The organism is Streptococcus oralis, from assembly GCF_026782125.1.
In the GTDB taxonomy this organism is placed as follows: Bacteria; Bacillota; Bacilli; order Lactobacillales; family Streptococcaceae; genus Streptococcus; species Streptococcus oralis_CE.
Genome location: NZ_JAKUVY010000008.1, coordinates 1 through 20,457 on the forward strand (window position 1 = coordinate 1; position 20,457 = coordinate 20,457).

The following is a 20,457-nucleotide window of genomic DNA, read 5'->3' on the forward strand; positions in this document are numbered from 1 at the left end:
ACATTGCAGGATACATAGACCATTTTTTCTGGAACATAGGTCATAATGGTATCCAGTAGCTTATCATCTAACCCTGTACGAGGAGGGTCGACTATCAGGGCATCTGCTCGCTAGCTATCACATTAAACCATAAAAAGAGAGGTTGAACCTCTCTAAATTTATTTTTCTTCACTTATTTTTGATTTTACTTCATCATAAGATAGTGCATGGGATTCTTCTTCTACTGTCTCAGGCATTTTTCCTGTCTCGTAAAGGGATTTAATTTGAGTACTATCTAATGTTTCGTATTTCAACAATGCTTCTGCAATCAGTTTGTGAGTTTCACGATTTGATTGGATAATTTCAGCAGCTTTGTTTCGTGCCTCATTTAATAATGAACGAACTTCCTCATCAATCTCATAGGCTGTTTGCTCTGAAATTGATTTTTGAGGACTTTGTGCACCAAACATAGCATGATTTCCTTCGTATTGGACTGGGCCAAGTTTTTCACTCATACCGTATTCAGTAACCATTGCACGCGCCATCTGTGTAGCTTGTTCAAAGTCATTTGAAGCTCCTGTCGTTTGGACATTAAAGATAATCTCTTCAGCTACACGACCACCCATCAAACCTGCTAATTGTTCTTTCATGTCTTCTTTGGATAGAAGCATTTGATCCTCTTTCGGAAGTGCAATCATGTAGCCACCTGCACGTCCACGTGGTACAATGGTAACTTTATGAACAACACGGGCATTTGACAAGACTAAACCAACAATGGTATGTCCAGCCTCATGATAAGCAACCAATTCACGTTCTCTTTGTGATACTGTTTTATCTTTCTTAGATGGTCCAGCAATCACTCTGTCCTCTGCCTCATCAATATCTGAAGCATCAATAATTGATTTGTTGCGACGAGCAGCAACTAAGGCCGCCTCATTTAGAACATTTTCCAAGTCAGCTCCCACAAAACCTGGAGTTTGTTGGGCAACTAATTTCAAATCAACATCTTCTGCTAGAGGTTTGTTTTTAGCGTGAACTTTCAAGATTGCTTCACGACCTTTAACATCAGGGCGACCAACCAAGACTTTTCTATCAAAACGTCCTGGGCGGAGAAGAGCTGGATCAAGGACATCTGAACGGTTTGTCGCAGCGATAACGATGATTCCTTCATTTCCCTCAAAACCATCCATTTCAATCAAGAGTTGGTTCAAGGTTTGTTCACGTTCATCATTTCCTCCACCGAGGCCGACACCACGTTGGCGACCAACAGCATCAATTTCATCGATAAAGATGATGGCTGGCGCTGCTTTTTTTGCATCCTCAAAAAGAGAACGAACGCGGCTTGCACCAACTCCGACAAACATTTCTACAAAGTCAGATCCTGAGATGCTAAAGAATGGAACTCCTGCTTCTCCAGCAACTGCCTTAGCAAGCAAAGTTTTACCTGTTCCCGGAGGACCCTCCAAAAGAACACCTGCTGGAATGCGGGCTCCAAGTTTTGTAAATCGTTTTGGATCTTTTAGGAATTCAACAACTTCTACTAATTCTTGTTTTTCTTCCTCGGCACCAGCAACATCTGAGAATCGTACCTTGATATCTTCTTTGTTAGCAGCTTTGGCTTTGCTACGTCCAAAACTCATTGGATTTCTACTATTGTTTCCTCCCATATTTCCCATCATAGAGAATAGGAAGAAGAAGAGAATAGCAAACGGCACAACAGAGACAAGGATATTGATCCACATACCGCTCGAACTCTCATGTTTAACCGTTACCTCCGCCTTATGTTCAGAAGCAAGTTTTTGCAATTCTGAAACTGTTGAATCAGACGGAAGAATAGTACTTGAGAATCTTTCTACTGTTGTAGCTGTAGGAGGGAAAAATTGAATTCCCGTTTCTTCTTTACCAGTCTTAGAATTTTTATAAACACCAGACACTTCAATGACGCTACCATTTGGCTGATAGGTTAATTCTTTTACATTGTCTGCTGTAATTTCTTTTACCAGTTCTGTATAGTTAATTTTTTCGCTTCGTCCAGTAGTATTTCCAGAGTAAAAATACTGGAATCCTGTCACTAGGAAGAAGATAATTAACAAGTAGAGAAATGGATTTCTAACTAAACCATTATTTTGTTTTTTCATTAAAGATAGATCTTTCTAATTTGAATAAACTTCTTCTTTCAATACTCCGACATAAGGAAGGTTACGATAATTTTCTTTATAATCTAGACCATAACCTACTACAAACTCATTTGGAATAGTAAAGCAAGTATAATCCGCTTCAATTTCAACAACACGTCCCTCTGGTTTATCCAACAAAGTCGCGATTTTAACAGAAGCTGCTTCTCTTTCAATAAACATATCTCGCAAATTTTTCAAGGTTTGACCTGTATCGATGATATCCTCTACAAATAAAACATGTCTTCCTTTGATATCTTGAGTCACGTCTTGCTTGATATTGATCACACCACTACTTGCTGTTCCACCATGGTAACTAGATACCATCATGAAGTCCATCTCAATATGCGTATCAATATGTTTGACCAATTCAGCCATAAAAGGAATCGATCCTTTCAAAATTCCAATAAGAATTGGATTTTTCCCCTCATACTCTTTTGTTAGTTGTTCACCTAGCTTTTTAGCTGCTTCTGTAATTTCATCATGTGAAACGAGGATTTTTTTAATATCGTGTTCTAACATCTTTTTACCTATCTATTTTTTCTATATAAATTACAGTGTTCATTATATCATTTTTCGTGTTTTTACTCAAATCACTGGTCGCAATTCCTAAAATTGAGACAATTTCTCCAAATTGCTCAATAATAGGGGTTGTTTTTCGTTTTTCAATAGGGATTTTTAAATCTATAAATAAGCGTCTCAGTTTCTTTCGATGACCATTTAGGATAATAACATCGCCAGGTTTTCGACATCTAATATGTACAGATGTTTCCCGTGAAACCGTTACTTTTTGAACAAAATCCCCTTCAATAGGGATGCCAAAGGAAAATAAATAGCCCATATATCGAACTTGATTTTGATAGTGTAACACAAGTTCATCTTCCTTTTCATCGGCCTGTGGACTGATTTTGCAAACTCGAAAATTCTGATACTCTTTTATCAATTCATAGCCATTTTTAAGAGAATGACGATACTGGCTTTTAGTTTCTAAAATCTGTCGAACTTCAGCAAACTGAGCCTTTGTCAGATTTAAGTCTGGAAATTGATTAAGATAGTTCTGGAGCAAGATTCCTTGAGTTTGTTGAGAGTATGAAAATAGCTCATTCAAATCTTCCACATCAATTTGTTTAGAAAGCTCCGTTATGGCTACTTGGTAATCTGAAATCTCCCTTCCTAAATCTAAAAGGGCAGATTTAAGGCGAGGATTTTCTTTTTCAAGTTCTGGTAAATACCTATTCCGAATGCGATTGCGAAAATAGGTACTTTCCTGATTTGTTTGATCTTCGAAATGAGCAATTGGTAGAAAATCCTTTTTATGAAAACTCAACAAGGGACGGATGATTTCAATTCCATCAACTACTTGACTTTCTTTTATTCCTGTTAAATGACGTAGTCGACTACCTCGAATTAAGCGCATCAAAATCGTTTCAACCTGATCATCTGCATGGTGGGCAGTAACCAAGGCAATTGCTCCAACCTCTTTCATGATTTTCCTAAAAAAATCATAACGAAACTCTCGAGCACGCGCTTCTGAAAAGTCTCCTGAAAAGCTTGTGATATAAATAGGAAGTTCAGCTGCATCAGCTAACTTCCTTAGTTCATTTTCCTCCCAGTCAGACTCACTTCTCTGCTTGTGATTGACATGTGCTAAAATCAACTCAATTTCCAACTCTTTTTGGTAAGTAGACAATAGCTGGAATAAAAACATTGAATCCAGTCCACCAGATAAAGCTAACACGACTTTAGAATGTTTTTTGAAATGCTCTTTTCGGAGAAAATGATTTAAAAAATCCCGTTCCCTCATTTTAGAACCTCATAGACCTCCTTAGCTATCTTAGCAATAGTGTCATAATCAGAATTTTTGGTGAAAATAGAAAGAACGAAAGGAGAATCCGTATAGACAATGGCAGTGTCATGTTTATACTCGTCGGCATCTCCAATTTTATGAGCTACCTTAACCGAAACACCTTTTGCAATTCTTTGATTGTCAAAATCAGTCTTGCTTAGAGACTCTAGGACAAAACCATTCTGATTATAAATAGCTTCCATGACCTTTCCAGCCATTTTTGAAGAAGTCAATTTATCATTCACATCCCAATCTTCACCCATAATGGTGGACATTTTTTCTTTAAAAGCCCCGTCAGATTGATTGGTCACATAATAACCTAAAATATTATGAGCAACATTATCAGACTCTTTTGTTACCTTGGTAATTAACTGTTTGAGACTGTAATCTTTGCTGTCTTCTTTTTTAGGTAAACTACCACTACCTTCTGGTTTATAGGAGCCAGGAAAGCTATTTACTTCGGGGATATACTTGAAGCTACTGTCCAGCGTATAGTCGCCTTGATTTATCTTGTCCTGAGCATAATAAAGGTAGGCCAGTTTCAAGATACTGGCTGCATAGAGTTTGTTGTCTTCATTCACCCCAGCATCTTTACCTGTACTCAGCTGTTTAACATAAATAGAGTAATTTTCATTCTGATAGTTGTTTGATAAGATTTCTTGAACCTTCTGGATGCGATTATCCTCTTCTGAGACAAACTCTTTTGATACCCACCCAACTTGATCAATATGAAGAAATTCTTGTCCCTCAGCAAAGAGAGTTCTATCCACTTTTACGTGTTGATAAGGGGAGAGGGTAGAAGAAGTTTCTTTAGCACCATAAGGGCTGTTATAGATAACAAACCCCGGTTCCAACCATACTTGTCTATTTTGAATTTGAACATGACTTTGATCATAGACCAACCGCTTATCAGCAAGGATAAACTGGTGATTATCTAATTTAAAAACAGGAACACCTTGTCTATTCAAACGCCATTCTACGATTTTAAAGACGGTTTCAGGAGTTAATTTACCAGACTCCTTGACAAGGTCCTCATTAGCATAGACAGCTGTTTCTCCATATACCATTGGGGATTCCAGAGTTTCTTTATAGTAGAATCCATAATCAGACTCAGTTAGATAATAAATTTCTTGCGAAGAGTAAGGAAGCTGTTTTTCTGTGCTAACTACTCTTGAGTTTATGATAAAAGCAGGTAGCAATAAAACTACTAAGAACTTACGCATTCTTCTCTTCCCTTTCTTCTTGTAATCGTAATAAATGATTTTTAGCTGCTAATTCTTCTAGTTTTTCATCTGATAAACTTAGAAACTGCTCAACAACTTCTAATAAATTTTCCATGACATTACCTCGGAAGCAAATCAGGAATTGTATAAATCGCTTCTCGTTTCTTTGAGTAATAGTACTTGGCGCGTGCATATTTTGCTACATAGTCTTCATCTTTTAACTTTGCAGCGAAAGCAGATTCCTTATCCTTTTCGTCACTAAGAGTTTGGTACTGCTCTTTCAACTCTTTCAATTGCTGACGTCGTTGCAGTAACTGATCATAGCTTTGAGCCAAGTTATAAGTTGGTAAAATAAACAACAAGATCATCAAAATAAGGACCCAACCCATAAAACGATTTCGTTTTTGTCTCTCCTTCATCAGGTAACGACGACGTTGGTGTTCATTTTGAATAAAAGAATTATTCATCTGTACAATATTTTTAGACATTTTCTTCTACCCGTGTTTCACTGAGAATTTCATACATGCCTGCTGCATCTTCTTTTTTTGTACTATCTTTCATCTCTAGTACTTTAACAAGCAACAACTTATTTCCAAAGCGAATTTCAACTTGGTCATCAACTTTCAAATCCGTTGAACTTTTGGCCAAGATTCCGTTCACCTTGATTCTACCTTTATCTGCTACTTCTTTTGCGACTGTGCGGCGCTTAATAATTCGTGATACTTTTAAATACTTGTCTAATCTCATTTTTATTACCTCAAATTATTATTGTACCATTTTTATCCCTTTTATAGAAGAAAAACGTCAAAGAGAATTAGCTTCCTTTGATTCTTTTATCTCTAGTAAACTTTCTCCAAAAATCATCAGCCCTTCTAAAATTTCATAATCCTTCTTGTTTCGGATATCAAATACAACTTCCATTAATCCCTTATTCTCAGCTATGGCTGCTTTTAAGTTAGTTGCGGATAAGGCTTTAAAATAATCTTGAGCCAAGAATAGACGTTGAGTGACTTTTTCAAATTGAACTGTAATCTTATTTTCTTTTCTTTCCACACGTTCTACAAATACATTGTCCAAATATGACTTGATCAAACCAATCTCTAAAAGATAGGCCACCACATCTGGATACTCCCCAAAACGGTCCATCAACTCTTCTTGTAATTCTTCATAGTTGACACGGTTGTCAATTTGACGAATTTTCTTGTAAATTTCAATCTTATGTCGTTGATCAGAAATATAATTGTCAGGAAGATAAGCATCAATTTGTAAAATCAACTCAGCATTTCCTTTGCTTCTTTTGTTCCCATTGCCGTTACGTTTAGCAATAGCTTCCTCTAATAACTGTGAATACAATTCAAAACCAACAGAATCAATGAAACCTGATTGGGATTTTCCTAGGAGATTTCCTGCTCCACGAATCGAAAGATCTCGCATCGCAATCTTAAATCCTGAGCCTAATTCCGTAAATCCCTTAATCGCTTCTAATCTCTTTTCAGAGACTTCACTGATTGATTTTTCTGGACGATACATAAGATAGGCATAAGCAATGCGATTACTACGACCGACTCTTCCTCTTAACTGATATAAGGTTGACAAACCCATATGGTCTGCATTTTCAATAAATAAGGTATTGGCATTTGGAATATCTACCCCTGTCTCAATAATAGTAGTTGTCACCAAAATATCATATTGTCCTTCAATAAAGTCCAGTAGAGTATTTTCTAACTGAATTTCACTCATTTGTCCATGAACAAACCCAATCGAAGCTTCTGGAATCAACTCCTGTAATTCTGAAACCTTCTGGTCAATTGTGTCAACTTTGTTGTAAAGATAGTAAACTTGACCTCCACGCTCCATTTCACGCAAGACAGCATCACGAATTACACTATCATTCTTTTCCAAAACATAGGTTTGCACTGGATAACGATTGGTCGGAGGTGTTTCAATAACAGACAAATCTCGGATTCCCAACATAGACATATGGAGAGTACGAGGAATTGGCGTTGCTGTCAAGGTTAGGACATCTACTTGTTTTTTTAGTTCTTTCAAAGTTTCCTTATGCTTGACACCAAATCGTTGCTCTTCATCAATAATCATCAATCCCAAATCTGAAAATACAACATCTTTTGACAAAACACGATGCGTTCCAATCAAAATATCGACTTGACCATTCTTTAATTTTTCAAGTGTCTCTGCCTGCTCTTTTTTACTTCTAAAGCGACTCAACACATCAATATTAACTGCAAAATTTTGGAATCTCTCTTTAAAATTTGTATAGTGTTGTTGCGCTAAAACCGTCGTCGGAACTAAAACGACAACTTGTTTATGATCATTGACCGCCTTAAAGGCTGCACGCATTGCTACTTCAGTCTTTCCAAAACCAACATCTCCAACCAAAAGTCGATCCATGGGGTGAGAGTTCTGCATATCTCTCTTAATTTCCTCAATACTACGAAGTTGATCATCCGTTTCAACATAAGGGAAGGCATCATCAAAAGCATGTTGATCATCATCATCAGCTGAGAAAGAAAAACCCTTCAACTGACTACGTTCAGAATAGAGTTTGATTAAATCGTCAGCTATATCCTCTACCTGGTTCTTAACTTTTTGCTTGGCCTTTTTAAAATGACCATCATTTAATTTATTAAGTTTTGGCGCTTTACCATCACTTGAAACATATTTGGACAGCAATTGAATCTGCTCTACTGGGATGGAGATTTGATCCCCATTTTGATATTGAACACTGACATAATCACGGTGAATTCCTTTGATTTCAATTGTTTCAATGCCTAGATATTGACCAATTCCATGAATATGGTGAACAACGTAGTCCCCTTTTTCAAGTTCATTATAATCTTTTAATCGTTCTGCATTTGACGCATGTTGTCTTCTAAAACGACGTTTTAATTTCTTTTGAAAAATCTCATGTTCAGTAATCAAGAGAATTTTTTCATCTACAAAATGAAAACCATGTCTTAGATTACCCTCAATCAAGTTTACAGATTCTTTACAGATACTTGACTTATCTCTGGAATCCAATTTAATCTGGTATTCCTCTAAAACATCCTTCAATGTTTTACTTCCCATTGAATTGCTAGACTGCAGAATAATGGTGTAGTTCATTTTTTTATATCGCTCAATTTCTTCTTTAAGAAAAGAAAATTGATTAAAAAACTCTTGCATAGGATATTGATTAAATTGATAAATATGATCAAATTTGAGGTTTCCTAATCCTTTTTGGAGATTGGAGAAAAAGGTAACTGAACTTTGTTTTTTATAGGTTTGCTCTGTATCTGCAAAATACTGCATATCAGAAAATGCTTTACCATTCTGTAAATCTTCTGTAAAGTATTGCGCTAACTCTCTTTCAAAGGCTTCATACTGATTCATCAATTTTTGGTAATCATCAAAAAATACTGGTGTATCTTTTTCAATATAATCAAATATAGTCCATGTTTTATCGTAACATAAAGATAAAAACTTTCGACTATCTGAATGTACTTGTTTTTGATGAAAACTTGACAAAATTTCTTCTAGATAGGATTTCAAAATCGGCGATAGAGTCTTCGAAATTTGCTTTTCTAAAGCTGACTGACCTCGTTGATAATCCTTTTCTCTCAAAAGCAGATCACTAGCTGGAAAGATGGTGAGTTCTGTCTGATTTTCTTTTGATAGTTGTGTTTCGACTTCAAAAGTACGAATACCATCTACTTCATCACCAAAAAACTCGATTCGAAAAGGTTCTAACTGAGACATCTCAAAAATATCTAAAATATCTCCTCGAATACTAAACTCACCTTGGGTCTGTACTTGTGTAACTTTTCGATAGCCTATTTCCTTTAATTTGTGAAGAAGGTCATGTTGATTATATTCTTCACCAACTACAATCCTTATAATACTTTCTTTAAATCCAGTTGGAGAAGGTAAAATCAAGCGACTTGCTGCGATATTACAAACTAAAATCCCTTTCTTAGACGGATCACTCAAAAAACGCAAGGCCTCAACCCGCGAAATGATTTTTTCTTGCGAAGACATCAAAAATTCTACCATAGGAGAGTCATCTACCAAAAATGGGTAGACAAATTCCTCTCCTAAGAGAGAAAGAAGATCACTGATAATTCGTTCTGCTTCTCCATAAGTCGATGTCAATAATACAATCTTATTTTCTTTTTTTAGACTACTTGCAATTGCAAGAGCCTTGGTAGACGTTGATAAACCAAGTATTAGTTGTCTTTTCTTATCTATCAGATTTTGATGCCATTTTTTTATCTGATCATTTTCTGAGAATAAATCTAATAAAGTCACCATTTAGCCGTTATACCTCTGCATTGTTTTCTCAAAGTTTTTCTCTTGTAAATAGTATTTTACAGCATCGTCAACCTTGTCAATTGACTGTAAAACACCTACATAGTCTTCCTGATCAAATTTACTTAAAACATGGTGAACAACTGACATTCCATTTTTAGGTCTTCCAATACCTATTTTAACACGGTTAAATACTTGGGTTCCAATATGTTGAATAATAGACTTGATGCCATTATGGCCACCTGCTGAGCCTTTTGCTCTTAAACGAATTTTTCCAACTTCCATGTCAAGATCGTCGTAAATAACGAGTAAATCTTCAATATCTAAACCATAGTAAGTCAATAAAGCATGAACTGCTTTTCCACTTTCATTCATAAATGTTGTTGGTTTGACAAGATAAATTGTTTCTCCATTGAGGAAAAAAGATGCTAGATCAGCTTGAAATATCTTGTCATGTGTAAAGGTTACATTTTGTTTTTTGGCGATTTGGTCAATCAACATAAATCCAACGTTGTGCTTGGTTTCAAAATATTTATCCCCTGGATTTCCTAATCCTACAAGTAATTTAGTCATTTATTTTCCTTTCAAAAGCCAAAAGGGTTGGAATTTTTTTCCAACCTAATTGACACTATTTGTTAAATGTTATTAGACATTAAAGCGGAATTCCATGATATCGCCATCTTGAACGATATATTCTTTTCCTTCTTCACGCAAGCGTCCAGCTTCTTTTACAGCCTTTTCAGATCCGTATTTCACTAGATCCTCATATGACATGGTTACTGCACGAATAAAGCCTTTTTCGAAGTCAGAGTGGATGATACCAGCTGCTTGAGGAGCTTTCATACCACGCTTAAAGGTCCAAGCACGGACTTCTTTTTCACCAGCTGTAAAGTAAGTTCCAAGTCCAAGTAAGTGGTAAGCAGCTCGAGTCAATTTATCAACACCTGATTCTGTCAAACCAAGTGCTTCAAGAAACTCTTGCTTATCTTCATCATCTAACTCAGAAATTTCTTCCTCAGCACGTGCGGAAATAACTACTACTTCAGCATTCTCTGTCGCTGCAAATTCACGAATTTGTTTGACATAGTCGATAGAGTCTGGATCTGAAACGACATCCTCATCCACATTGGCAACATAAAGAACTGGTTTAGTGGTTAAAAGGAAGAGGCCTTTAACAACCTTTTGTTCCTCATCTGTGAACTCAATGGTACGAGCTGATTTTCCATCTTCAAGAACAGGCTTAATCTTTTGAAGGACGTTGAATTCTGCCACAGATTCCTTATCTTTTTGCGTGCGTGCCATCTTTTCTACACGCGCATAGCGTTTATTAACTGATTCTAAGTCAGCAAGAATCAACTCCAGGTTAATGGTATCAATATCTGCAAGTGGATCCACAAAGGCGTCTTCACGTCCTTGCTCACGCATAACATTTTCATCATCAAAAGCACGAACTACATGAACAATCGCATCTACTTCACGGATATTAGCCAAGAATTTATTTCCTAGACCTTCTCCTTTTGATGCTCCTTTTACAATCCCTGCAATATCTGTAAATTCAAAAGTTGTTGGAACTGTCTTTTTAGGAGTAATCATTTCCGTTAGTTTTTGTAGGCGTTCATCTGGAACTTCTACCATCCCAACATTTGGATCAATAGTCGCAAATGGGTAGTTTGCAGCCTCTGCTCCTGCTTTTGTAATTGCATTAAAAAGGGTTGATTTACCAACGTTTGGCAAACCAACGATACCTGCTGTTAAAGCCATAGTTTCTCATTCTCCGTTCTCATTTCAATCCCTAACATTATAACACAAAAAGGAAAAACTTGCTAACCCTCTAACTAAGAGTTCTTAGTCAATAATCTTATTCATTTTTCGTTCAAAATCATAGCGACTCATCATGACAAGGTGGTCACAATTGCTACATTTGATTTTGATATCTGCCCCTACACGTGTAATTTCCCAACGATTGGCCTTTTTACCTGTTGACTTGATGGTGCAAGCATGTGGTTTTTTCATTTCAACAAAATTTCCAACTTGATACATACTACTCTCCTTTTCTTTTTCGATTATATCATAAAAGAGGCGAGCCAAGCTCAACCTCTTTCACTTAATTTGTACGAACTGGTGTAATGAGCTGCATGAAGTCTTCGTCAGTATCTGCTGGCACAAGAGTAAATGGACGAACAGCTGAGATAAAGCTAATAGTTACCTTTTCGCTATTTAAAGCCTTGAGAGAATCAATCAAGTAAGTCGGGTTGAAACTAATAGTTAAATCATCACCAGTCACCTGCTCCGTATCGATTTCTTCGTTTACTTTACCAACTTCAGGAGAATGAACATGGGCGCTAACAACCCCACCTTTAATTTCAAGCTTCACAGTACCATTTTGAGTCGCACTTGATAAGAGACGAGCACGTTCCATTGATTGACGCAAGTTGACAACATCAAAAGTAATTGTCGTGTTAAAGTCAGTTGGAATCAAGCGATCTGTATCAGGATAGTTTCCTTCTAGGAGACGAGTGTAGAAGCTAATATTTTCGCTTCTAAAGAGGATTTGATTATTTGCAAAGAAAATCTCTACAGTTTCAATATCATCTGTAAATACCGATGAAAATTCGCGTAGAGAGCGACTAGGAATTACTACATCGAAATCATCACCAGTTTTTTCAAGAGTCAATTTTTTCTGGCTAAGGCGATGAGAGTCTGTTGCAACTGTTTTTAGTTCCTTGTGTTGGCTCAAAACAAAATGGACACCAGTTAAGATTGGACGACTTTCTTGCGTACTTGCAGCAAAAGCTGTTTCATTGATAATTTTCTTGAGCAGTTTTGTTTCAAGAATCAAAGGTGTGCTTGCTGAAATTTCTTGGATTCGTGGGTACTGTTCGCTATCTTTTCCTTTTAGAGTAATTTCTGATTTACCACTTGTTAAGACAATTTGTTTTTGTTCAATCTCTTTGAAATCAAGCGTTACATCTGGAAGACTAGATATCACATTGATAAAGAAAGAAGCTTCAAGAAGAATCGAACCTAAAGAAGTAATCAAAAGACCAGCATCTTCATTCTTTTGAGAAATGAAATTTTCAATGGAGATTTGACCATTTGATCCAATTAAAGTAATTCCTTCATTGCTAACATCAATTTTGATTGTCGATAAAATTGGAATAGCGTTTTTAGAGCTTATTGCTCGTTTTGTAGTATTTAAGGCTTGTAGAAATAAATTTTTATTGATTGAAAAATGAATCATGGATTCTCCTTTATTTATTTTTAGTATTAGAAAGTTAATAGTAATAATAGAGTCTGTGAATTCTGTGGAAAACTGGGTGCTATTTAGTAAACTTAATCTTCTAAGCTTGTTTAAAAAATGTGGATAAAAAAGATAAGAAAGGAAAAGTTATCCACAAGCTACTTAATTTTCTTTTTGATTGCTTCTATTTCTAAACGTAAATTATCGTCTTCGTCAATCAATGATTTAATTTTAGCATGGGCATGAATAACGGTGGTGTGATCCTTTCCGCCAAATTCTTTTCCGATTTTTGGAAGACTATTATCTGTCAGTTCTCTAGCTAGGTACATGGCAACTTGACGTGCTAAAACGATGTTTTGAACTCGTCTCGTACCCTTCATTTCTTTGACACTCACTCCATAAAAATTACCAACTTCAGTTTGAATTTTCTCAATTGGAATAACAAGTATCTGGCGGGCGTCTTGCTTACGTGCTCTAATAGCTTCCGCAGCAATATCAATAGTAATATCCTTAATTTTCTTCACTCTGGCAATTAAAGTGATATCATTGATTGCTCCTTCCAATTCTCGAACATTTGAATCAAATTGGCCGGCCAAATATTCCAGAGTATCACTTTGGAAATGGTAATCCAAGTGCTCTGTTTTACTTTGAAGAATGGCGATACGTGTCTCAAAGTCAGGAGGAGTGATATTTTGCGTCAATCCCCAGCTAAAGCGCGTGACAAGTCTTTCCTCAAGGCCTTCTAGGTGTTTAGGACTTCGATCACTGGTTAGGACAATCTGTTTCTGCTTATCATGAAGAGCATTGAAGGTATTGAAAAATTCTTCCTGGGTCGCGACTTTTTTGCCACTGAGAGATTGGATATCATCGATCAACAAGAGATCAAGACTACGGTAAGTCTTTTTGAACTTTTCCATTTCCCCAAGTCGTAAGTGTTCAAGAAAATCATTGATAAAGCTTTCGGCAGGAATGTACTTGACACGCGCATCAGGAATATTTTTCAAAATCTCATTTCCAATCGCATTGAGCAAGTGAGTCTTTCCAAGACCAGGTCCTCCATAGATGAAAAGAGGATTATAAGTCAGAGCTAAATCTTCAGATACAGCTAGTGCAGCAGACACCGCCCAAACATTACCATCACCTTGAATAAAGTTATCAAAGGTATATTTTTCTTTTAACCCTGTTTCGGAATAGGGAATCGTTGGTAGTGCAGGTGTGTAATCGTAAGTAGAGACACTATTCGTATCATTTACTTGAGGAGATTCTGTACTCTGAGGCTTAGTGAAAATATAGTGAGGTTTGATTTCAGAATCATAAATTTCAAAACCAGCAGCAACAATAATATCTTTTAATTGCTTTTCCCACACCATTTCCATCTCTGATCTCGGTAGAAATATAGTAGCTGTGTTTTCTTCTACTTTGATGAGTTCAGCAGGTGTAGCATAGAAATCATACATAGATCGAGTCAATCTTTCTTGAGCAAATTCTAAAATACGATTCCAAAATTGCTTTTCTTTCAACTATTTTTCCTCCTTTACTATGATTTTAGTAGTTTAGTGCTAGACTTATTTTACCATAGATAGTAGGATTTTTCCACAGATTGGGGAAAAGAATCCACAATGTTAGCAGTATTTATCCACAGGTTGGGGATAAATAGAAAAATCCTTGATTTAGTAGGCTTTTTGATAAAAAAATTAGTGGATAAATTTGTGGGTTGAGAAAATAAAAGAACAGCCTTATTTCAGGCTGTTAATAATTCTATCGTATTCTTCTTGACTTGAAAAGGAGATAATAATCTTTCCAGTATCTTTTTTTGAAAGTTTAATTTCTACACTTAAACCGAGTATTTTTTTTAATTTATCTTCTTCATCTTTGATGAAAGAATCACTTTTTTTCTGCTTCTTGTGTTTTTTCTCTGTAAGAAGTGCTTCTAACTTTCTCACAGAAATATCTTCATTTTTGATTAGTTGGAAGAAATATTCTTGCTGCTTTTTATCCAAACCAACTAGTGAACGTGCATGCGCTTGAGAAATTTTTCCATTTTCTACTTCAGCTAAGATATATTCTGGTAGGGAAAGTAAACGAATAAAATTAGTGATATAAGGACGAGATTTCCCCATTTTATCTGCTATTTCAGTGTGAGTAAATCCTTTTTCTACTAAAGATTCATAGGCGCGTGCTTCTTCAACAGGATTTAAATTTTCTCTCTGCAAATTCTCAATGATTGACTGGATCATCATTTCCTGATCTGAGAGGTGCTTTACAACGGCTGGAATAGAGGTCAGACCAGCCAAGAGAGAAGCCCGATATCGTCTCTCTCCTGCAAGGATTTCATAACCAATTACAGGAGATTGACGAACGATGATTGGTTGGATGAGCCCATTTTCTTTGATTGACTGAGCTAATTCTTTTAATTTTTCTACATCAAATTCTTTCCGAGGTTGGTAAGGATTCTTTTGTATTTCAGAGATAGAAATCATTTCAAATTTTTCCATGATTCTACACTAACATATCTTTTACTTTCTGTAAAGTTTTCTTTACACTGATGTCAATTAAGACTCTAAATCACCAGAATTCTTATCTAGTTTAATTGAGGTTGTTTCCTCCTTACCGTTACGGTAGTAGGTTACTTTGATAGTATCTCCAATAGCATGATTGTAAAGAGCATGTTGTAGGTCTGTTGATGAGGCAATCTCTTTGTCGTCAACTTTGGTAATGACATCGTATTTTTGAAGATGTCCATTTGCTGGCATATTGTTTTGAACAGATCGAACAACTACACCTGAAGTGAGGCTACTTGGAATGTTAAGTTTTCTAAGATCACTAGCTCCAACATTTGACAGATTGACCATTTGAATTCCAAGAGCTGGACGAGTCACTTTACCATTACTTTCAAGCTGTTTAATGATATTTTGTGCATCGTTTGAAGGAATTGCAAAACCAAGACCTTCTACAGATGTTCCACCATTACTTGCAATTTTACTTGATGTAATACCAATTACTTGTCCTTGAATGTTTACAAGTGGACCACCAGAGTTACCAGGGTTAATAGCCGTATCTGTTTGAATGGCTTTTGTTGAAATAGCTTGACCATCTTCAGATTTTAGAGAAACATTTCGATTAAGACTTGAGATGATTCCCTGTGTAACTGTATTAGCATATTCTGAACCTAGAGGACTACCAATAGCAATCGCTGTTTCTCCAACACTAAGTTGGCTTGAATCCCCAAATTCTGCTACTGTTGTAACTTTTTCTGAAGAAATTTTAACGACAGCAATATCAGAGAAAGTATCAGATCCGACAATTTCACCAGGAACCTTGGTACCATCTGCCAAGCGAATATCAACTTTTGAAGCTCCATTGATAACGTGAGTATTAGTTACAAGATAGGCATCTTTATCATCTTTTTTATAGATAACACCTGATCCCTCACTCGCGATTTGTTGATTGTCTGAATCAGAATTAGTTTCATCACCATTAAATACACTACTTTGTCTACTGCTAGAAGAAGAATAAGTAATGATTGAGACAACAGCATCCTTAACTTTATTTACTGCTTGAGTGGTTGAATTTTCATTCTTATATGATGTTTGAGTGACAGTGCCAGAATTATTATTCGTAGCTTGATTTCCTTGTTTTTGATAAAGTTGTAATGTTACGAAACTTCCTAAGGCACCACTTAAAAATCCGATTAGAATGATTACAAGAACTTTAACTCCTTTTTTGTAAAATTTTTGTAAGTGTTTCATAAACGCCTCCGTTTGTTATTTATTTACTCAGATTATAAACCTATTAACTTAATCCAAACTTAAAAGCTTAAAGTTTTACACAAGTTGTGGATAACTCGCTTTATTCTGTGAATTTGCTAGAAATTTAGGATGATTTTTATGTGTATAAGATGTGAAATGAAGTGTGGATATGATAGAATAGAAGAATGAAAATAAAAATTGTAACAGTAGGAAAATTAAAAGAAAAATACCTTAAAGATGGAATTGCTGAATATACCAAACGAATTTCACGTTTCGCAAAATTAGAAATGATTGAGCTCACTGATGAGAAGACACCTGACAAAGCCAGTGAATTAGAAAATCAAAAAATCTTGGAAACAGAAGGTGAAAGAATTCTTTCTAAGGTTGGAGAAAGAGACTTTGTCGTTGTACTAGCCATTGAAGGAAAAACACTCTCCTCAGAGGAATTTAGTAAGCAACTAGAGCAAGCTTCTATCAAAGGATATTCAACGCTTACTTTTATCATTGGAGGAAGTTTGGGTCTAGCTCCTGTTGTAAAAAATAGGGCCAATCTTTCTGTCAGTTTTGGACGTCTGACATTACCACATCAATTAATGAGATTGGTTTTAGTTGAACAAATTTACCGTGCTTTTACAATTCAGCAGGGTTCTCCTTACCACAAATAGAAGATTGACTTAGCTCTTGTTTTTTGATAGAATGGTCATGTTAGGTCTCATAGCTCAGCTGGATAGAGCATTCGCCTTCTAAGCGAACGGTCGCAGGTTCGAATCCTGCTGGGATCAATTTTAGATGCGAAGCTGGGATTTATCCCAGCTTTTTTCTTAAAAAAGTGCGTTTCAGGTGCAAAAATGTACAGTTGGGAAGAATTTTTTCTTACATGGTCTTCATTTTGTATAATAGGTGTGTAAGTTAACTTACAAGAAAAAATAATACAGGAGATTTCATTATGAAAAATACAGTAAAGTTGGAACAATTTAAAGAGGTAACAGAGGCAGAATTGCAGGAGATTCGAGGTGGAGATAAAAGACTACCTTACTTTTTTAAACATCTTTTTTCAAATAGGACAAAGTAATAATATTATAGGGTGATAGGATGAGTTTATTAGGATTTGGAATAGTTATTCTTCATATTTTTATTTTAACAATAAGCTATGAATTAATTTGTAAAGTAACTAAAAAAGAAAGATATTTATTTATAGCTTGTATATTTGTATATCAGTCTGTAGCTGAATTTTTCTTTGACTTTATTTCATTAGCTGGGTTAGGGATTGAAAAATTTATATTTCCTTTTATTCTATATACTTCTATATTAGCTATAAAGAAGTATGATAAGCATAAAGGAATGTTTATCAGTTTACTATTGTCTTTATTATATCATAGTACACATACTTTTTTATCAGTAACCCTATCCTCTATAACAGGTGATGCTTTTGTGATAGAACATGAAGTGATGTTTTATTTAGGAGTACTATTACTAACATATTTTATTATTAAAAAAATTATTACTTATTTCCACTTAGAACTTACCTATTTTGATAAAGATTATCTGTACCCTTTTTTAAAAAAAGTAATAGTTGCTTTCTTTGGTTTGCATATCTTATTGTTTATTTCAGATATAGTAAGTACAACTCATCATTTAAATAGCTTCGGAAGTATTTTATCAACCATTGTTTTTATTTGCTTGTTATTGATTTTCTTTGCAATGAATTCTCACAAGGTTCAAATTGAAAAAGAGATTGCTCTAAAACAAAAGAAATTTGAACAAAAACATTTACAGACTTATACTGATGAAATTGTGGAGTTGTATAATGAAATTCGAGGTTTTCGTCATGATTATGCAGGGATGCTTGTCAGCATGCAAATGGCGATTGACAGTGGAGATTTACAAGAAATTAACAGGATTTACAATGAAGTCCTAGTAAAAGCAAATCAGAAATTGAGGTCAGAAAAATATACTTACTTTGATTTAAATAATATAGAAGATTCTGCTTTACGAAGTTTAATTGCTCAATCGATTGTCTATGCACGAAAAAATGATGTAGAGTTTACATTGGAAGTAAAGGATATCATTACTAGACTGTCAATAGATTTACTTGATCTTGTTCGTATCATGAGCATTTTATTAAATAATGCTGTTGAAGGTGCTGCAGATAGTTATTTGAAACAAATGGAAGTTGCAGTCATTAAAATGGATTTTGAAACAGTTATAGTTATCCAGAATTCATGCAAAATCACTATGACGCCTTCAGAGGACCTATTTGCCTTAGGTTTCTCTACCAAGGGAAGAAATAGAGGTCTAGGACTTAATAATGTCAAAGAGATTTTAGATAAGTATGACAACATTATTTTAGAAACAGAGATGGAAGACAACACATTTAGACAAATTATTAGATTTAAGAGGGAATTTGAATGAAAGTATTAATTTTAGAAGATGTTATTGAACATCAAGTGAGACTAGAGAGAATATTAAATGAAATCTCGGAAGAATCGAATATTCCTATTTCATATAAGACAACAGGAAAAGTTCGTGAGTTTAAGGAATATATCGAAAATGATGAAGTAAACCAGCTTTATTTCCTAGATATCGATATTCATGGAATCGAGAAAAAAGGCTTTGAAGTGGCTCAGTTTATCCGTCATCACAATCCTTATGCTATTATTGTCTTTATTACCAGTCGATCTGAATTTGCTACCTTAACGTACAAATACCAGGTATCAGCCCTAGATTTTGTTGATAAAGATATCAATGATGAATTGTTCAAAAAACGCATCGAGCAGAGTATTTTTTACACTAAGAGCATGTTGCTTGAAAACGAAGATGTTGTAGACTATTTTGATTACAACTATAAAGGAAATGATTTGAAAATTCCTTACCATGACATTTTGTATATCGAAACCACAGGAGTTTCTCATAAACTTCGGATTATTGGTAAGAATTTTGCAAAAGAGTTCTACGGGACTATGACAGATATTCAGGAAAAGGACAAACATACCCAGCGATTTTATTGCTCCCATAAATCTTTCCTTGTCAATGTGGGAAATGTGAGAGAAATTGATCGAAAGAACTTAGAAGTTGTCTTTTATGAAGATCATCGTTGCCCGATTACCCGTTTAAAAGTCCGCAAACTAAAAGATATTCTAGAGAAAAAAAACTAAAAAGTGATTGACAATTAGTAAGAAATTGATATAATGGTTATATCTGCTACAGATAGATGGTCCGTTGGTCAAGGGGTTAAGACACCGCCTTTTCACGGCGGTAACACGGGTTCGAATCCCGTACGGACTATTTTATCCGCCATAGCTCAGTTGGTAGTAGCGCATGACTGTTAATCATGATGTCGTAGGTTCGAGTCCTACTGGCGGAGTCAGATAAAAAGAACACTATTGGTGTTCTTTTTTTAGTTTATATCACCTAACATTTTCATAAGGAAGTCTGTCATTTCTTGCGGACTTTCTTTTTTTCCGTGAGCAATCCAAGTCTGGCAAACACCAAAAAGGGCATTTGTTAGATAAATGCTACTGTATTCTAATTCAATTGGATTGAGTTGTAGTTTCATAAAGCGTTTCTGAAGGTCGGTGCTAAGCATAATGTGAAGCTTATTTCTCAAGAAATTTTGGATTTCTTTTGTCCCATTTTCAGATAAGAGTGCAGCTAATAGTGGTTCAGACTCTAAATATTCAAATACTTCTAAAATAGCATCTCTTTTGTGATGAGCATGTTTTTGGAAAATATACTCAAAGGTATGAAATAGCTTACTTTGGTAGAGTTCAATCATATCATACTTATCCTTGTAGTGAGTGTAAAAGCTGGAACGACTAATTCCGGCTTTTTCTGCTAACTTGACAGTAGAAATTTGATCAAAGGGTTGGTCCATCAATAATTGAACCATAGCATTTTCGATAATTCGTTTTGTTTTTAACCGTTTGTTACTTTCTTTCAT

At 35.3% G+C, this 20,457-nt stretch carries 20 protein-coding genes, 3 tRNA genes and 1 pseudogene; 7 read left to right on the forward strand and 17 right to left on the reverse strand.

Annotated features, from left to right (window positions below; genetic code table 11):
* From MK385_RS08425 to MK385_RS08500, 16 genes and pseudogenes are all read right to left on the reverse strand, one after another.
* A pseudogene (locus tag MK385_RS08425) lies at window positions 1-110 on the reverse strand (23S rRNA (uracil(1939)-C(5))-methyltransferase RlmD); the annotation flags it as partial.
* A 48-nt stretch (window positions 111-158) separates the two neighbouring features.
* Window positions 159-2,117: an ATP-dependent zinc metalloprotease FtsH gene (gene ftsH / locus MK385_RS08430; protein WP_268725814.1), complete on the reverse strand. Its 1,959-nt coding sequence runs from the start codon at window positions 2,115-2,117 to the stop codon at window positions 159-161.
* Window positions 2,118-2,132: 15 nt separating this feature from the next.
* Entirely contained in the window at window positions 2,133-2,675 is a 543-nt protein-coding gene (gene hpt / locus MK385_RS08435; protein ID WP_061853362.1) for a hypoxanthine phosphoribosyltransferase, read from the reverse strand.
* Between the two features lie 4 nt (window positions 2,676-2,679).
* Window positions 2,680-3,957: a tRNA lysidine(34) synthetase TilS gene (tilS, locus tag MK385_RS08440; protein ID WP_076984878.1), complete on the reverse strand. Its 1,278-nt coding sequence runs from the start codon at window positions 3,955-3,957 to the stop codon at window positions 2,680-2,682.
* The gene (locus MK385_RS08445; protein ID WP_268725815.1) at window positions 3,954-5,222 is read right to left on the reverse strand and encodes a serine hydrolase; all 1,269 of its coding nucleotides are present in this window, start codon (window positions 5,220-5,222) and stop codon (window positions 3,954-3,956) included. Before MK385_RS08445 ends, tilS begins: the two co-directional genes overlap by 4 nt.
* Entirely contained in the window at window positions 5,215-5,337 is a 123-nt protein-coding gene (locus MK385_RS08450; protein ID WP_000429343.1) for an SP_0009 family protein, read from the reverse strand. The genes MK385_RS08445 and MK385_RS08450 overlap by 8 nt, the downstream gene beginning before the upstream one ends.
* Window positions 5,338-5,341: 4 nt before the next feature.
* A complete protein-coding gene (locus MK385_RS08455) occupies window positions 5,342-5,710 on the reverse strand; it encodes a septum formation initiator family protein (protein WP_000041920.1) in 369 nt (122 codons plus the stop codon).
* Window positions 5,703-5,969 carry an RNA-binding S4 domain-containing protein gene (locus MK385_RS08460; RefSeq protein WP_001234975.1) on the reverse strand — a complete coding sequence of 89 codons (267 nt, stop codon included), beginning with the start codon at window positions 5,967-5,969 and terminating at the stop codon, window positions 5,703-5,705. The genes MK385_RS08455 and MK385_RS08460 overlap by 8 nt, the downstream gene beginning before the upstream one ends.
* Before the next feature lie 57 nt (window positions 5,970-6,026).
* On the reverse strand, window positions 6,027-9,530 hold the full coding sequence (gene mfd / locus MK385_RS08465; RefSeq protein ID WP_268725816.1) for a transcription-repair coupling factor: 3,504 nt from the start codon (window positions 9,528-9,530) through the stop codon (window positions 6,027-6,029).
* Window positions 9,531-10,100 carry an aminoacyl-tRNA hydrolase gene (pth, locus tag MK385_RS08470; protein ID WP_042768687.1) on the reverse strand — a complete coding sequence of 190 codons (570 nt, stop codon included), beginning with the start codon at window positions 10,098-10,100 and terminating at the stop codon, window positions 9,531-9,533.
* A 72-nt stretch (window positions 10,101-10,172) separates the two neighbouring features.
* Window positions 10,173-11,288, reverse strand: a complete 1,116-nt coding sequence (ychF, locus tag MK385_RS08475) for a redox-regulated ATPase YchF (RefSeq protein WP_001218700.1) — start codon at window positions 11,286-11,288, stop codon at window positions 10,173-10,175.
* 84 nt (window positions 11,289-11,372) lie between these two features.
* Entirely contained in the window at window positions 11,373-11,567 is a 195-nt protein-coding gene (locus tag MK385_RS08480; RefSeq protein ID WP_000285184.1) for a DUF951 domain-containing protein, read from the reverse strand.
* Between the two features lie 64 nt (window positions 11,568-11,631).
* Window positions 11,632-12,768, reverse strand: a complete 1,137-nt coding sequence (gene dnaN, locus MK385_RS08485; RefSeq protein ID WP_129313792.1) for a DNA polymerase III subunit beta — start codon at window positions 12,766-12,768, stop codon at window positions 11,632-11,634.
* Between the two features lie 158 nt (window positions 12,769-12,926).
* Complete coding sequence (gene dnaA, locus MK385_RS08490; protein WP_000660630.1) at window positions 12,927-14,288, reverse strand: chromosomal replication initiator protein DnaA; 1,362 nt, start codon at window positions 14,286-14,288, stop codon at window positions 12,927-12,929.
* A gap of 216 nt (window positions 14,289-14,504) precedes the next feature.
* A complete protein-coding gene (locus tag MK385_RS08495) occupies window positions 14,505-15,263 on the reverse strand; it encodes a ParB/RepB/Spo0J family partition protein (RefSeq protein ID WP_129313793.1) in 759 nt (252 codons plus the stop codon).
* A 57-nt stretch (window positions 15,264-15,320) separates the two neighbouring features.
* Window positions 15,321-16,517 carry a S1C family serine protease gene (locus tag MK385_RS08500; protein WP_129313794.1) on the reverse strand — a complete coding sequence of 399 codons (1,197 nt, stop codon included), beginning with the start codon at window positions 16,515-16,517 and terminating at the stop codon, window positions 15,321-15,323.
* 185 nt (window positions 16,518-16,702) lie between these two features.
* Between MK385_RS08500 and rlmH the strand changes: the two genes are divergently transcribed.
* The 7 genes from rlmH (at window position 16,703) to MK385_RS08535 (ending at window position 19,881) form a co-directional block, all read left to right on the forward strand.
* Window positions 16,703-17,182, forward strand: a complete 480-nt coding sequence (gene rlmH / locus MK385_RS08505; protein ID WP_000694219.1) for a 23S rRNA (pseudouridine(1915)-N(3))-methyltransferase RlmH — start codon at window positions 16,703-16,705, stop codon at window positions 17,180-17,182.
* Window positions 17,183-17,225: 43 nt separating this feature from the next.
* A tRNA-Arg gene (locus MK385_RS08510) sits at window positions 17,226-17,299 on the forward strand.
* A 164-nt stretch (window positions 17,300-17,463) separates the two neighbouring features.
* The gene (gene comC / locus MK385_RS08515) at window positions 17,464-17,589 is read left to right on the forward strand and encodes a competence-stimulating peptide ComC (protein WP_008282505.1); all 126 of its coding nucleotides are present in this window, start codon (window positions 17,464-17,466) and stop codon (window positions 17,587-17,589) included.
* Between the two features lie 20 nt (window positions 17,590-17,609).
* Window positions 17,610-18,929 carry a competence system sensor histidine kinase ComD gene (gene comD / locus MK385_RS08520; protein ID WP_268725817.1) on the forward strand — a complete coding sequence of 440 codons (1,320 nt, stop codon included), beginning with the start codon at window positions 17,610-17,612 and terminating at the stop codon, window positions 18,927-18,929.
* Complete coding sequence (gene comE / locus MK385_RS08525; protein WP_268725818.1) at window positions 18,926-19,672, forward strand: competence system response regulator transcription factor ComE; 747 nt, start codon at window positions 18,926-18,928, stop codon at window positions 19,670-19,672. The genes comD and comE overlap by 4 nt, the downstream gene beginning before the upstream one ends.
* 58 nt (window positions 19,673-19,730) lie before the next feature.
* A tRNA-Glu gene (locus MK385_RS08530) sits at window positions 19,731-19,802 on the forward strand.
* Window positions 19,803-19,807: 5 nt separating this feature from the next.
* Window positions 19,808-19,881: transfer RNA gene (locus MK385_RS08535), tRNA-Asn, on the forward strand.
* Window positions 19,882-19,914: 33 nt separating this feature from the next.
* Here the strand turns inward: MK385_RS08535 and MK385_RS08540 are convergent.
* Window positions 19,915-20,457, reverse strand: coding sequence for a TetR/AcrR family transcriptional regulator (locus tag MK385_RS08540; RefSeq protein WP_268725819.1), 543 nt, complete (start codon window positions 20,455-20,457; stop codon window positions 19,915-19,917).